Source organism: Acinetobacter sp. AC1-2 (genome assembly GCF_016124155.1).
In the GTDB taxonomy this organism is placed as follows: Bacteria; Pseudomonadota; Gammaproteobacteria; order Pseudomonadales; family Moraxellaceae; genus Acinetobacter; species Acinetobacter calcoaceticus.
On record NZ_JABFFO010000003.1, the window covers coordinates 218,302 to 232,610 of the forward strand.

The 14,309-nt window shown below is 39.7% G+C and carries 12 protein-coding genes and 1 pseudogene; 10 read left to right on the forward strand and 3 right to left on the reverse strand.

Annotated elements, in window-relative coordinates:
* Positions 1–8: 8 nt before the first annotated feature.
* Complete coding sequence (gshA, locus tag HL290_RS12965) at positions 9–1,586, reverse strand: glutamate--cysteine ligase (protein ID WP_198496682.1); 1,578 nt, start codon at positions 1,584–1,586, stop codon at positions 9–11.
* 168 nt (positions 1,587–1,754) lie between these two features.
* Here gshA and HL290_RS12970 point away from each other — a divergent pair, with 168 nt between their 5' ends.
* From HL290_RS12970 to HL290_RS12990, 5 genes are all read left to right on the forward strand, one after another.
* Positions 1,755–2,294 carry a DUF924 family protein gene (locus HL290_RS12970; protein WP_133747309.1) on the forward strand — a complete coding sequence of 180 codons (540 nt, stop codon included), beginning with the start codon at positions 1,755–1,757 and terminating at the stop codon, positions 2,292–2,294.
* 61 nt (positions 2,295–2,355) lie between these two features.
* Complete coding sequence (locus tag HL290_RS12975) at positions 2,356–2,919, forward strand: CC0125/CC1285 family lipoprotein (protein ID WP_198496683.1); 564 nt, start codon at positions 2,356–2,358, stop codon at positions 2,917–2,919.
* Positions 2,920–2,932: 13 nt separating this feature from the next.
* Positions 2,933–4,243, forward strand: coding sequence for a DUF445 domain-containing protein (locus tag HL290_RS12980; protein WP_003654158.1), 1,311 nt, complete (start codon positions 2,933–2,935; stop codon positions 4,241–4,243).
* Positions 4,244–4,270: 27 nt separating this feature from the next.
* Complete coding sequence (locus HL290_RS12985) at positions 4,271–5,425, forward strand: pyridoxal phosphate-dependent aminotransferase (RefSeq protein WP_198496684.1); 1,155 nt, start codon at positions 4,271–4,273, stop codon at positions 5,423–5,425.
* A gap of 106 nt (positions 5,426–5,531) precedes the next feature.
* A complete protein-coding gene (locus HL290_RS12990; protein ID WP_198496685.1) occupies positions 5,532–6,899 on the forward strand; it encodes an MATE family efflux transporter in 1,368 nt (455 codons plus the stop codon).
* Between the two features lie 57 nt (positions 6,900–6,956).
* Here HL290_RS12990 and HL290_RS12995 read toward each other — a convergent pair whose 3' ends face one another.
* Complete coding sequence (locus tag HL290_RS12995) at positions 6,957–7,790, reverse strand: SDR family NAD(P)-dependent oxidoreductase (RefSeq protein ID WP_198496686.1); 834 nt, start codon at positions 7,788–7,790, stop codon at positions 6,957–6,959.
* A 212-nt stretch (positions 7,791–8,002) separates the two neighbouring features.
* On the opposite strand from HL290_RS12995, the gene HL290_RS13000 reads away from it, so the two are divergent.
* From HL290_RS13000 to HL290_RS18875, 4 genes and pseudogenes are all read left to right on the forward strand, one after another.
* The gene (locus HL290_RS13000; protein WP_198496687.1) at positions 8,003–8,674 is read left to right on the forward strand and encodes a TetR/AcrR family transcriptional regulator; all 672 of its coding nucleotides are present in this window, start codon (positions 8,003–8,005) and stop codon (positions 8,672–8,674) included.
* A 254-nt stretch (positions 8,675–8,928) separates the two neighbouring features.
* A complete protein-coding gene (gene phoB, locus HL290_RS13005; RefSeq protein WP_003654166.1) occupies positions 8,929–9,639 on the forward strand; it encodes a phosphate regulon transcriptional regulator PhoB in 711 nt (236 codons plus the stop codon).
* Positions 9,640–9,648: 9 nt separating this feature from the next.
* Positions 9,649–11,007 carry a phosphate regulon sensor histidine kinase PhoR gene (gene phoR, locus HL290_RS13010; RefSeq protein WP_003654168.1) on the forward strand — a complete coding sequence of 453 codons (1,359 nt, stop codon included), beginning with the start codon at positions 9,649–9,651 and terminating at the stop codon, positions 11,005–11,007.
* Between the two features lie 923 nt (positions 11,008–11,930).
* Positions 11,931–12,023: pseudogene (locus HL290_RS18875) on the forward strand (hypothetical protein); the annotation flags it as partial.
* A 65-nt stretch (positions 12,024–12,088) separates the two neighbouring features.
* Here HL290_RS18875 and HL290_RS13020 read toward each other — a convergent pair.
* Positions 12,089–13,285 carry an alpha/beta fold hydrolase gene (locus tag HL290_RS13020; RefSeq protein ID WP_198496689.1) on the reverse strand — a complete coding sequence of 399 codons (1,197 nt, stop codon included), beginning with the start codon at positions 13,283–13,285 and terminating at the stop codon, positions 12,089–12,091.
* 241 nt (positions 13,286–13,526) lie between these two features.
* Between HL290_RS13020 and HL290_RS13025 the strand changes: the two genes are divergently transcribed.
* Positions 13,527–14,288 carry an AcfC family putative adhesin gene (locus tag HL290_RS13025; RefSeq protein ID WP_198496690.1) on the forward strand — a complete coding sequence of 254 codons (762 nt, stop codon included), beginning with the start codon at positions 13,527–13,529 and terminating at the stop codon, positions 14,286–14,288.
* Positions 14,289–14,309: the final 21 nt, after the last annotated feature.

Consider the following 14,309-nt stretch of genomic DNA (forward strand, 5'->3'; position numbering starts at 1 on the left):
TCATTTTATTATCGATATTGTTCAAGATATTGGTCAAAACTGACCTGAGTATCTTGCTCAAGTTGTTCTTGCTGCTGTAAAGATTGTGCAGCCAATTGCTCAAAATGTTTCAAGGTTTCCACACTAAGCTCATGCTCCTCATAACTTTCAGCATGTAACTGGGCCATGTGGCTACCAAAACTCCAAGTTCCACCATGCTTTAACGTATCGTCAATCACATGGGCTGACAAAGTTTCATCAACTTCATCAATTCGTGCTTGCATGATCGCTAATGCAGAACCATACAGCTTTGTTCCATAGGTCTGATCGAGTAACTGCGCACAACCTTGCATTTGAGCAATATACAAACGTGCCCAATCTTCGATGTGATAAGAACCGTTTAAATCTGTAATGGTTGCATTCGGCGCTCGGCCACGATTCACCACTTCGGTCTGGTTCTTTTCAATCAAATCTTGCTCAGGGCCTAACAGCTCTGGGCTATCACTTAACAAGCAATAAAGTGCTAACACTTCAAGGAAGCCAGCTGTCGTTTCATCAACGCCAATTGACGAATATGGGTTTACATCAACAGCACGTAGTTCAACATAACCCACTCCTCGATTTTTCAAGGCTTGAGATGGCGTTTCACCCGCTTGAGGCACCTGTTTTGGACGTACGAGACTGTAATATTCATTCTCGATCTGCAAAACATGATCATTAATTTGCAACGGCTCACCAGCGGCATCATTTAACCCTAAACGGCTAAATGGTGGGTAAGGAGAATGAACGGCTTTTTGTAAACCATCCAAATAACCAGTTAAATTGTTATAATGAATACCTAAGCTTTTTTGGGCTGAGTTTTGATAGCCCAATCGTCCCATACGTAAAGCTGTAGCATACGGTAAATAGTATGAACCTTTGATTAAAGGCAACAACTGATGTTTATGTCCGGTCAAGAAACAACGACATACCGTTGGGCTCGCACCGACCAAAAACATCACCAGTGGCGTTAAACGGATAAAATTACGAATAAGACCAAAATAACGATGGCTACGATAATCCTGCAAACTTAATGATTTTAATTGTTCATCAGTTTCGTGAGCTTGCAACTCAGCAAAAAGCGTATCTGGAAAAGATAAATTGTAATGCACACCTGAGATCGTCTGCATACGACGACCATAACGAATTCCTAACCCACGACGGTATAGTGTTTTAAAGCGACCAATATTAGAAGTGCCATATTGCGCTAGACGAATTCGTTCTTCATTGTCATCTAACATACATGGCATAGACAGCGGCCAGAGTTTTTCACCATTTTCTAAATGACGATGCACAACCGCATGGATATCGGTGAGCTCATGTAAAGCTTCACCAATGGTTGGCTTAGGTGAAGTAATAAACTCCATCAATGCTTCTGAATAATCAGTCGTGATTTGCGGATGTGTTAAAGCCGAACCTAATGCTTTTGGATGTAACTCTTGCGATAAGAACCCATTACTTTGCATACGTAGGCTTTCACGCTCTATTCCACGTAACATGCCTTGTAGTAGCGACGAATCCACCCAAGCAGGAATAACTGATTGAGATGGTGTAGTGGGTTGACTCATGCATTTGCTCGCTTATTAAAGATCACTATATACAAAATCGTGAGATGATACGGTTACTTATATAATCACATCATTCCAGTTTGGCAATTTTTATCACAATCTTGTTATTTAAGACACGAAAGAATTGTGATTTTATTGAAGAATAATTGCTAAAGAGTTGTCAATATCATGAACGATCAAGACATTTTAAACTTCTGGTTTTCACCTGAACACCGTTCACTTTGGTTTGCAAAAAGTGATGATTTTGACAAAAAAATTCGTGAAAATTTTTCTGACGTTCATCGACAGGCAACTCAAGCAGAACTCTGGTCTTGGCGAAAAACGGCTGAAGGCCGTCTGGCAGAGATTATTGTACTAGACCAGTTTTCTCGCAACATTTATCGTGATCAACCACAATCTTTTGCTTACGACAGCCTTGCTTTAGCTTTAGCACAAGAAGCAATTAGCTTGCAATTAGATGCACAGCTTAATCCAGAGCAACGCTCTTTTTTATATATGCCGTTTATGCATAGTGAATCAAAATTGATCCATGAGTTTGCCTTGAAACTATTTCAACGCCTCGGCAATGAAATTAACTTAAGCTTTGAGAAAAAGCATAAAGTGATTATCGATCGCTTTGGTCGTTATCCTCATCGCAATGCGATTCTTGGACGTGCCTCCACTCCAGAGGAAACTGAATTTTTATTAGAACCAAACAGTAGTTTTTAAAACTTCTTAATTTTTAACGCTGAGTCATCTATTTTTTAAAATGCTCAGCTGGGAGTTCATCATGAAATATCTCTCTCTTTGTTTAGCCTTAGGCACTGCCTTAACTTTAACTGCTTGTGCAACAACGCCAAGTAAACCAAGAACCTTTGATCAGCTTGGTCAGTTTTCAGCATATCCCTTAAATGCCCAAACTTTTCGGATTAGTTTTCAAGCTGACCCAAATATGAGTTATGGCGCAGCTGAAGAAATCACTTTGGTAAAATCAGCACAAACGACGGTACAAAAAGGTTTTCGCTTTTTTAAAGTACAAAATGACCCAAGTAATCAGAGCCAGAAACCACAACGTCAGGCTGTGGTTTATCCATCTGCTCCAAGTTTTTACCCATATGGTTACGGTCGTCGTTACCCTGGTTTCTGGCATGATCCGTTCTATGATTACCCACAAGTGGTCAATATCGATCCTGTTCAAGTGTCGTATACTATTGAATGTTATCGGGATCAGAAGCAGGCTCCTCAGGATGCTTTTGATGCAACCTTGATCTTGAAATCAATCGGACAAAAATATGGATTGAGTCCGACAGGAGAGCTGTTGCCACCGCCTGAGCCTCCAGTAAAACAAAAATGAATAGGATAAATTTATGAACATGGCAGAAGAAGTTCACCACGTGCCCAGTCTAAAACGTAGCAAATATTTTGCTACTCTGGCGCTTATTATTGTCGTTGTGCTGTGGGTTGCACTGATGGTAGCCGACCGTTTTCTGCCAGAGTACACAGGTTTTATTCATATTTTGATGTTAGGGGCTGAAGCCGGCGTGGTAGGTGGCTTAGCCGACTGGTACGCGATTACAGTTCTATTTCGGAACCCATTTGGTAAGTTACCGATTCCTAAATTTTTAAGGGACCACACCGAGATTATTCCACGCAACAAAGCACGCATTGCAGAGTCAATGGGCCGTTTTGTACAGGAAAATTTTCTTTCGCCTCAAGTGGTAGAACGAAGCTTAGAAAAAACTGACTTAAGCCTCGCAATTGGTCAATGGCTAGCAAGTCCACAAAACAATACGCAAGTGGTCCAGCTCATTCAGCAAACCGTTCCGAAAATTTTTGAGTTTGTTAGCCAAGATCAAATTGCCAATTTTGTGCAAAACAATAGTGTGCAGTGGGTGCGTAATACCGAAGTCAATAAACTCGCAAGTGAAATGCTTCGCGCGGTATTGGAAAATGACTTCCACCAAGACGTTTTACAGCGTGGACTCGATATCGCCCATGAGTGGGTGGTACAAAACCCAGATAAAACCCGTGAATTGACCCGAAAAATGTTTAAAGCACTGGGTGTCTGGTCACTTGCAAAAGGCGCAAGCTGGATTGGTATTGATGTTCAACAACGCACCATCGACTCACTCGTTGAAAAAGTAGAATCGATGCTGGCAGACCATGAACACCCATGGCGACAGGAAATTGAAACCATTGCCCACTCGCTCATGCTAGAGCTGGCAAAACCAGACAGTGCTGCCAGCCAACGCCTCAACAGCGGTAAAGATGCTCTTTTAGACAGTCCGCAAGTCCTAAATTTCATCAGTGGTGCCGTCACCATTTTGTGTGATGCCATTAAAGAAGATTTAATGAAAAAAGACTCAGGTATTGCAATGAACCTTCGGGCTGCTATTCAGCAACTGGGTGAAAACCTTGTTCAAAATGCCAAAGTACGTGAAGTGTTGAACAAAGAAATGACAGGCCTTGCGCTGACTTTTACAGATCAATATAGCCATAAAATCATCCGTTATGTCAGCGAGCGCATTCATGAATGGGATTCGCGCGAAATGATTGGGAAAATTGAAAACGAAGTCGGTGGCGACTTACATATGATCCGTGTGAACGGCGTTGTAGTCGGGGCATTTATTGGTTTAACACTCGGTGTAATTCGGGCAGTGATTGAATCAATTTTATAACTTTAAATATTTTTATAAGAGAACAATATGCTACAGCTTCAGTCAAAATTGGCCACTCAAGGCGTGACGATTTTTAGCACCATGACGGCAATGGCACATCGACTAGGTGCACTCAACCTGTCACAAGGTTTTCCAGATTTTCCGGCTCCACCAGCCTTACTGGAAGCCTTATCTCAGGCGACTTTGGCTGGGCATAATCAATACCCACCTGGCGATGGTATTCTCGGTTTACGTGAACAGCTTGCTTTACAATTTCAGCAACGTGACCAACTTCAACTAGATCCTGTAACGCAAATCACGATTACTCCCGGCGCAACCATTGCAATTTTTTGTGCCATACAGGCATGCATTAATGCGGGCGATGAAGTCATTATTTTTGACCCAAGTTACGACAGTTATGGCCCTTCCGTGCAGTTAGCTGGTGGTAAAGCCATCCACATCGCTCTTGAAGCTCCAGACTTTAAGGTGAACTGGCAACAACTTAAAGATTTGATTAATGATAAAACTCGAATGATTGTGGTGAATACTCCCCATAATCCAACAGGTACAATCTGGGATAAACAGGACTGGTTAGAACTCATTGCACTGATTCAAGATAAAAACATTGTGATTTTATCTGATGAGGTCTATGAACACTTGGTCTTTGATGGTCAACAACACTTCAGCGCATTGCATTTTCCAGAGCTCAGAGAGCGTAGCTTTGTGATTGGTTCTTTTGGAAAAACCTTTCATGTCACAGGCTGGAAAACAGGCTACTGTGTCGCTTCACCTGAGTTAATGCGTTTATTCCGCCAAATTTACCAATATGCGAATTTCTGTGGCACGACACCTTGTCAGATTGCTCTAGCGCAATATATGGAGCAACATCCAGAACATATTCAAGAGCTGCCACAGTTCTACCAAACTAAGCGAGATCATTTTAATCAGGTGATTCACCATAGCCGTTTCTTGCTAAAACCGTCTCAAGGTACTTATTTCCAAAATCTCGATTACAGTCAAATTAGACCCGACTTAAACGATGTTGAAATGTGCCAGTTTCTAGCAGAACAACATAAGATTGTGGCTATCCCAGTTTCGGTTTTCTACAAGCAAGCGCCAGAGTCTTTGCGTTTGATTCGTTTCTGCTTTGCTAAAAATGATGAGACATTGCAAAAAGCAGGAGAAATTCTGAATCAATGTTAATAAATTTAGCCACTTAGCATAGTAAAAACACTACAAGCCATTTGCTCTAACTATGCTAAGTTGGATATCTGCCCCGCTCATCAAAGAGATGGGCGATGGAGAATGCATGCCACCAAGACAGTCTTTAATTCATCAGCAAAATCTATGGAAAACATTTTTTGTTTTCTTGCTGCCCTTAATTGCAACCAATATTTTGCAGAACTTGTCCGGAACTATTAACACAATCTTTGTTGGTCAAATGATGGGGGTAGATGCAATTGCTGCCGTCTCTGTTTTTTTCCCTATTTTATTTTTGCTACTCGCTTTTATTATCGGGATTTCAACAGGTACGACTGTTTTAGTAGGGCAAGCATGGGGCGCACAAAATATAGAGAAAGTCCAAAGTGTGGTGGGTTCTACCCTCTTTATGACACTGATTGGTGGAGTAATTACCGCGATTATTGGTGTGTTTTTTGCCCACGATATTTTAGAGTTATTAGGCACTGACCCCAAGGTAATGCATCTTGCTTTGCCTTATGTGCAATGGATGCTGGCGGGTAGCCCACTTCTGTTTGTTTATATTATTTATACCTCAATTTTACGTGGTGTAGGCGACAGTACTACACCTTTACTTGCATTGGCTTTAACTAGCGTTATTGGCTTAGTGATTACCCCGATATTGCTTAAAGGTTATTTTGGCTTACCAGCTCTGGGAATTATTGCTCCAGCAATTGCAACGATCACGGGTTATGTGGCTATTTTGATTTTTCTTGCGATTTATCTAAATAAGAAAAATCATCCACTTCGGCCGAATCGTCAGCTTCTGCAACATATCCGTCATAATCCAGAACTGAGCAAAATCATTTTGCGCTTAGGCGTCCCAACCGGCATTCAAATGATTACCACCTCAATGGCTGGCTTGGTTATTGTTGGGTTGGTTAACCATTATGGTTCACATGCCACAGCAGCATATGGTGCGGTAAATCAGGTGCTCAATTACATCCAGTTCCCTGCCTTATCAATCTCAATTGCAGCTTCAATTTTTGCAGCACAAGCGATTGGTGCGGGTAAATCTGACTTGTTATCTCGTGTGACTCGTACTGCCTTAGGCATGAACTTTTTATTTACGGGTACTTTAATTGCACTTGGCTATCTATTTTCAAAATATTTAATGGCTTTATTCATTACCGACCCAACCGTGGTGGTACTGGGCCAACAACTTTTATTTATTGTACTTTGGGCAATTTTATTCTTTGGTGCGGGTGCCATTTTTGCATCGATCATGCGTGCCAGTGGAACTGTGACAGTCCCAATGCTACTTAATATTTCCGCTATTTTGTTTATTGAAATTCCATGTGCTTACTGGTTTAGCTCAATGTGGGGGCTTAAAGGGATCTGGGTTGCCTATGCCTTGGCATTTGTGAGTTTATGTATTATTCAAGGGCTCTATTACCAATTTATCTGGAAGAAAAAGAAGATCAAAGTTCTTATTTAGAACCAATAAATTCTTATAAAAAAAGCCATCATTTGATGGCTTTTTTTGACTTTGAAATTATTTCATTAACTTAGTCACAATGGTAGAAGCACGTTGATATCCAGTTGGGAACAAACGCTGGAATACATCAAGAATTTTTGCATCACTACCAATCAATAAACGACGTTTATTTTTTAATACTGCTTGTAAAATTTGACTAGCCGCTTCCTCAGGTGGAGTACGTAATAACTTGTCAAAATTTTGAATCGATTTAGTCGGGTCCATACCCAAACTATTTAAGCTATCACTCATTTTTGCAGATTTAGCAATATTGGTGCGGATTCCACCCGGATGTACACACAAAGAGCTTACGCCACTTTTTTCAATATCTAACTCTTGGCGCAATGACTCGGTAAAACCACGCACAGCAAATTTAGTCGCGTTATAAGCAGATTGAGTCGGTTGAGCGGTTAAACCAAATAGGCTTGAAATATTAATAATATGGCCATCTTGCGTTTGCTTAATGAACGGTAAGAACTCTTTCGTTCCGTACACTACACCCCAGAAGTTAATCCCAACGATCCACTCTAAATCTTCGTAGGTCGCACCTTCAACAGTAGAGCCTAATGCAACGCCAGCGTTGTTGAAAATCAGGTTAACTGACCCATGATCTTGAACAGTTTCTTGGGCCCACTGCTTTACCGCTTCACGGTCAGAAACATCAAGCTTTTTGGTCGTCACAGTAATCGTGCTATACGGTTTTAAAAGTTCAACGGTTTGCTGTAATCCCTTCTCATTAATATCACTCAATGAAAGATGGCAGCCCTGTTTTGCCAAAAGAATTGAGAGTTGTTGCCCAATGCCAGAACCTGCGCCCGTAATTGCAGCGACTTTGTTTTTAAAATTTTTCATTGTCCATCCTTTGTTTTTCGATATTTGCACAATCGGTTCATTGCATGTGCAGCTTAGACATCTTTAATATAATTTTGACAATATCCATTGTCAATATAGTACACTGTAATTTCAGATAGAATGGCACAATTCTGCTGAGAGCTTTATCATAGTGAGCATATTTGGCCAAAACCTATAAATTAGGAAACCAATCTTTAGGAAACGACTTATTTATGGCGACTAACGACTCAACCAGTAAAAAGAAAACAAAAACTGTGAGTAAAGAACGTCAGTTCAAAGGGTTATCTCTATCTGAACGTAAAGAGGCACGCCGAGAAAAACTGATTGAAGCTGGTATTGCGACCTATGGAACACTCGGCTTTTTTTCCGTGACGGTCAAAGATGTCTGCCAAGAAGCAAAACTCACAGAACGCTATTTCTATGAATCATTTAAGAAGAGTGAAGATTTATTTCAAACCATCTTTTTAAAAATGATTGAAGAATTGCAGCAAAACCTGATGCAAGCTGTCATTAAAGCGACACCAGATCCAGAAAAAATGGTCGATGCTGGTTTAAGGGCACTGCTGACGACATTAAAAGACGACCCGAGATTAGCTCGCATTATCTATGTTGACGCAGTTTTGGTACAAGAATTACATAATCAGGCCACCATTCAAGAAACTCTTGCACAGTTTGATCGAATGATTCAGGCCTTTGTTATGTTGACCATGCCGCAAATTCAACACCATGAAAATGAGCTCTCTTTAATCGCAACAGGCTTAAATGGATATGTCACTCAAATTGCAATTCGATGGGTCATGGGAGGCTTTGAGCAGTCTCTTGAACAGGTTTTAACCGCATGCCGCATTGTTTTCTTATCTTTATTGGCCAAGGTTTCAAAATAATATTAAAGTTTTTTGACACTCTAAAATGTGCAAAACCCGTTAAGCGTTGAAGGTGATAACTTATTGAATGATTTTAAGAATATTTAAGCTTTCATGTCATCATTCGGTCACACCTTTGCCTTACTTTTGTCACAAATTATTGCTAAATTCAATTTTATAGACTTTTCTGCAATGAAATTGTCATAATTAATCTTTGTAATAAGCCTGTCATAACTACAAAACGGTTCACCGTTAAATCTATAGGATATTGCGCTGTGAAAGATGACTATATTTTAATTGTCGATGATGAGCTTCCTATTCGTGAAATGATCCATACTTCTTTGGACATGGCAGGCTTTCAATGTTTGCAGGCAGAAGATGCCAAACAGGCTCATCAAATTATCGTCGACCAACGTCCGGCGCTTATCTTGCTCGATTGGATGTTACCTGGAGGCGTAAGTGGTGTCGATTTATGTCGCCGCTTAAAACGTGATGAGAACTTAGCAGAAATTCCAGTAATTATGCTTACCGCTCGCGGAGAAGAAGACCACAAAGTACAAGGTCTTGATGCTGGCGCAGATGATTACATGACGAAGCCTTTCTCAACACGTGAACTGGTTTCACGTATTAAAGCAGTTCTGCGTCGTGCAAATGCATTAAGTGGCGAAAAAATGATTGACGCCAATGGTTTAATTCTTGATCCTGTGAGCCAACGTGTAAGCTTTGGCGACAGTATTTTAGATATGGGCCCAACTGAATATCGCTTACTTGCGTTTTTTATGACCCATCCAGAGCGTGCATATACACGTGCCCAGTTGCTCGATCAGGTCTGGGGCGGTAATGTATATATCGAAGATCGAACTATCGATGTGCACATCCGTCGTTTGCGTAAAGTTTTAGAACCTTTTGGTGTTGACCGATTTGTTCAGACCGTGCGTGGAACTGGCTACCGCTTCTCAACACGTGCAGATTTAGCCGCAGGTTAACCAAGATTTATGTATGAACCCTACCCCGTCCCCGAACAGGTACGTGAACAAAAGCTTTCCCGCTACAGTAGTTTATGGACGTTTGCCAAACAAGATTTACGGCTTTTATTATTTTTTATAATTATTGCCGGTTTAGTCGGTTTAGGCCTTGGGTATTTCTGGAGCTGTATTTTTATCGCCTTTGTGGTGTTTTTTACACTCCAGTTGCGTTCGCTTTATCTGGTCAATGACTGGATTGCAAATAAACCTTATGACGTTCCTCCAAACCTAAATGGGATTTGGGGAGCGTTATTGTTTAATGTTTATCGTGCCCAGCGTCAGGAACGAATCGTTCAAGCAGAAATGGTCGGTTTAATTGATCGTGCTCAGTCTTCTTTAGTGGCGCTTGCCGAAGCTGTTGTCCTCATTGATGACCAACATAAAATTGAATGGTGGAACCCTGCTGCTGAACGTTTGTTGGGTATCAGTCCTCTCGACCGTGGTCGAAATTTATTAACGATTTTACGCCAGCCGACCTTTATTGAATATTTTAACAATATTGATCAGGCACCCGATGGTATTAAATTACAGTCAAGTTTTGACGATGACCGATATGTGCAGGTTAAGCTCACACGATTTGGTGGAGAAAGTCGTTTATTGGTGGCTTACGACGTTACTCGTATGCACAACCTTGAGCAAATGCGTAAAGACTTTGTAGATAATATTTCTCATGAACTTCGTACACCATTAACTGTACTTAGTGGTTATATCGAGACATTTACCGATCAAGAAGATATTAGTCCACGTTGGAAACGTGCGTTTGATCAGATGCAGTCACAAACCAAACGTATGAATGCTTTGGTGAATGATTTACTGCTATTATCGAATTTAGAAAATAATAAGAAAATTGCAAAAAATCAGATTATTGAAATGCCGAGTTTAATGAATCAACTGTTTGATGATGCTCAGGCCTACAATGCCGATTATGGACATACACTCAATTTACATATTGATAGTCACTGTGACCTGATTGGTTCTGACATGGAAATCGCCAGCGCGTTTAGTAACTTAATTACCAATGCCATCAAATACACGCCAAAAGGTGGAACGATTACTATTGGCTGGCATGACGACGGTGAACATGCCTACTTTAGTGTACAAGACACAGGCATTGGGATTAACCCCAAACATTTGCCACGTCTAACTGAACGCTTCTATCGTGTTGACAGCGACCGTAGTCGTCAAACAGGTGGTACAGGTTTAGGTTTGGCCATTGTGAAGCATGTATTGATGCAACATGGCGCTTATTTAGATGTGCAATCTAAAGAAAATGAAGGTTCAACTTTTACAGTGGTTTTTCCTAAAGAAAGACTATATAACATGGCTTAAAAAGTATTCATTTCACACAAAGGGTGGATATTAAATAGACGCAGTGAAAGATACTTAGCCATTTTGTATATATAAGTTATTATGGACATGATTTTAATTTTTTGTCACTGATAAAATCAAATCCTATTTATAATTAGCCTATATAAGTTATTTAATAAATCTTCTTTTTCTCTCATATCTATTTCATAGATTAGAATTTATGAAATAGATATACTAACTGTACTTTAAAAAAATAAAACCACTCAATTTATACAATATATATAATCAATGTCATTGATAATTTAAAAATGGTTAAAAATAAAAAACACCATTTAAACTAATTATTTAACAGTCTTAAAAACCACTTTCATTTTTAAATAAAATTAGTATTATTAACTCGCTACAAAAACTTAATCCATAAGAACAGCTAACATAATAATTAAGCGAGGCTTAAATGACTATTAACCCTGTAGAAATAATATCGAATAATGTAGAAATAACTGATTGCTTTATTCTCGGTTTAAAAAGTGGAGAATCATTAAAAGTAAAAGTTCTTCATATTGATAAAGATCAACAGACTATTCTTGTATCAATTCGTGTATTCATAGAAGGTGAATCAATTGGACTAATCTCTTTTGATAAAATTGAGTCACTTGAGCCAATCGAAGAAGAACCTTATATAGAAACTATTGATGATCAATTAAGACGCATCCCTATGGGCAAGTATTTAATGGTTTGGGGACATTTTGGTGGTTCAATAAATGCACGTTGCGAACAAGGAGAACTTAAAAGTATTGATTGGAAGCACCGTACAATACTGTTGCGCAGCAGAGTTTATGAAGGCCGGGAAGATACGGTGTACATTGATAAAATTGATTCTATAGATGAGTCACGAGAAGGCTCAGGAGCACGAGGCCCAGCTGTAGCCCCAGACTGGTACAAAGGTGCTGATGGAAAATGGCGCAAAAATGGACGTGAATATGAAGGCTGATTTTAACGCAGTTTTCCCTAAAGAAAGACTGTATAACCTGACCTAAAGTCACCCCTTCAAATATAAAAAGCCGACTTATGAAAAGTCGGCTTTTTTAGCATTTAAACCAATTTACTTAGAAGTCGAGCAATAGGACTTACTTTGGTTTTTCTCTATTACATTTAAAAAGTGAGTAGCAAAAGTATTGCTCTGGCGTAGTGCATCACGATGATCTCCACCATCAATCGTTTGATATACCGTTGGTTTTTTTAATTTACATAGCTGCTGATAATAAGCAAATGTCCCTCTCGGGTCGACTAAATGATCTTTAGAACCCTGAACAATCATTAACGGTACGGTAGGTACCATATTTTCAATCGACTGTTGTTTTAGATAAGCCAAGAGGGGTTTTAAATTGGCATCAGGTCGAAATATGCTAGATGGAGATTTTTTTAAATCAGTTTGAAGTTCAGATAAACAGCGGCTGCGCGCTTGGGTCAGCACCGCGTTCATTTCTGGACTGACTAAATTCTCAGGAACTATGCTCGGCTCTGCTGCTTGTGCTCCTAATAGCACAATCGGGAAGAAAGCAGCTACGCTAGGTTCTGGGTTTGGATGACTCTGCACATATTCTGCAATATCTTCATATTGATAGCCACCCGGAGCAAGAGCGATTGCTCCTTTTAAATCTAGTTCAGGCGCATCTTTTTGACCATAAGCAGACACTGCAATTGCCGCAGCCCCGCCTTGGCTATGCCCCATCACCAACCACTGTTTATTAAAGCTATTGGGCTTAAGCACGTGTAATGCACGTACTGCATCGACCACCGTATGCAGTTGGCTCTTTGCATTCATATAGGGATGCGCACCTAATGTACCTAAACCCTGATAATCAGGTGCGACAACTGCATAGCCACGCGCAAGCCAACTATCTAAAGCTTTGGAAGCAACTTCTTGATATGCATGAACTGGTCCACCCACATAATCACCTGAAGGCGCGCAGGTATCAGCAACTCCAGTCGTGCCATGTGCCCAAGCGAGTATAGGCCAGCCATTTTTTGGAGGTATTCCTTTGGGTAATAAAATAAAAGCCGATGCAACAATAGGTTCGCCCTGAATACCTCGACTACGATAATTTACCAACAAGCGCTGATCTGCATGAGGAAATAAATTCGTCACGGCTTGCTGTTCTAGAGACAGTATTGAACCCGGTTTGTCGCTCACAATTTGCTTACCCAAATCTGTAATGGGAGCAGCCATAGCAGAACCAGACACCAAACAAACACTGCTAAATAAAATTTTAAAAAAAGAATTACTTTTTCTAATCAAGGGATTACTCCTCTATTATTTACAATATATCTATTCAAATAATCAATTTATAAAATATAAATTACCATAAAAACTTCTATAGTTATATTTACTTCAAAATAATTTACATTTATACAGTCACTTAAAATCTAATTAAAACATATTTTAAAAAAATGTATTATAAATATGGTTGCAAAAATTAATCCTGTTTAAATAATAAAAAATATATGCTGATATTTTCTTAATTACTATAGCGATTAAAATGTCAAAACAATATAAATTTATACAGTACCTGATTTACCTTACTCTCTGTTCTCTACCGATTTATAGCTTTGCAGACATTCAGGTATATGGTCCTGGTGGGCCTGCACCTGCCATGAAAGAAGCGGCCAAACAATTCACCAATAAAACTGGCATAGCTGTCCATGTAACGTCTGGGCCTACTTCTCAATGGTCTGACAAAGCGAAACTAGATGCCGATGTTATATATAGTGGTTCAGAAGCCATGATGTCTGATTTTGAAAATGCTTTTTCTGAACAAATTATAAAAGACTCGGTGGAACCTTTATATTTACGCCCCGCAGCCATTTTAGTACGCAAAGGAAATCCTAAAAATATTAAAGGTTTTAAAGACCTCGCTAAATCCAACATTAAGGTTTTAGTTACGCATGGCGCAGGTCAGGTAGGTATGTGGGAGGATATTGCGGGTAGAACTGGGAATATTGAATTAACCAAATCTTTCCGAAAAAATATTGCCATGTATGCAGCCAACACAGGTATTGCCAAGAAAAACTGGGAAGAAAATAGTAGCTATGATGCTTGGTTAGTTTTTAATATTTGGGGAATTAGTAACCCAAATGTTGGGCAAATTATCCCTATCGAACCAGAGCTAGTTATCTATCGTGATACAGGTGTTGCCTTAACCAAACATAGTTTAAAAGACGCTGAAGCTAAACGTTTTGTAGAGTTCTTATCGTCTCAGCAAGGTAATGCTATTTTCAAAAAATATGGTTGGACTAAATAATTTAAAAGGGAGCTTAGCTCC

Excerpts from the sequence above, each read along its gene's own strand:
- gshA (WP_198496682.1), bottom strand. The coding sequence starts at position 1,586 with ATGAGTCAACCCACTACACCATCTCAATCAGTTATTCCTGCTTGGGTG.
- phoR (WP_003654168.1), top strand. The coding sequence starts at position 9,649 with ATGTATGAACCCTACCCCGTCCCCGAACAGGTACGTGAACAAAAGCTT.
- HL290_RS12995 (WP_198496686.1), bottom strand. The coding sequence starts at position 7,790 with ATGAAAAATTTTAAAAACAAAGTCGCTGCAATTACGGGCGCAGGTTCT.
- HL290_RS12975 (WP_198496683.1), top strand. The coding sequence starts at position 2,356 with ATGAAATATCTCTCTCTTTGTTTAGCCTTAGGCACTGCCTTAACTTTA.
- HL290_RS12990 (WP_198496685.1), top strand. The coding sequence starts at position 5,532 with ATGCCACCAAGACAGTCTTTAATTCATCAGCAAAATCTATGGAAAACA.
- HL290_RS12985 (WP_198496684.1), top strand. The coding sequence starts at position 4,271 with ATGCTACAGCTTCAGTCAAAATTGGCCACTCAAGGCGTGACGATTTTT.
- HL290_RS12970 (WP_133747309.1), top strand. The coding sequence starts at position 1,755 with ATGAACGATCAAGACATTTTAAACTTCTGGTTTTCACCTGAACACCGT.
- HL290_RS13025 (WP_198496690.1), top strand. The coding sequence starts at position 13,527 with ATGTCAAAACAATATAAATTTATACAGTACCTGATTTACCTTACTCTC.
- HL290_RS13000 (WP_198496687.1), top strand. The coding sequence starts at position 8,003 with ATGGCGACTAACGACTCAACCAGTAAAAAGAAAACAAAAACTGTGAGT.
- HL290_RS12980 (WP_003654158.1), top strand. The coding sequence starts at position 2,933 with ATGAACATGGCAGAAGAAGTTCACCACGTGCCCAGTCTAAAACGTAGC.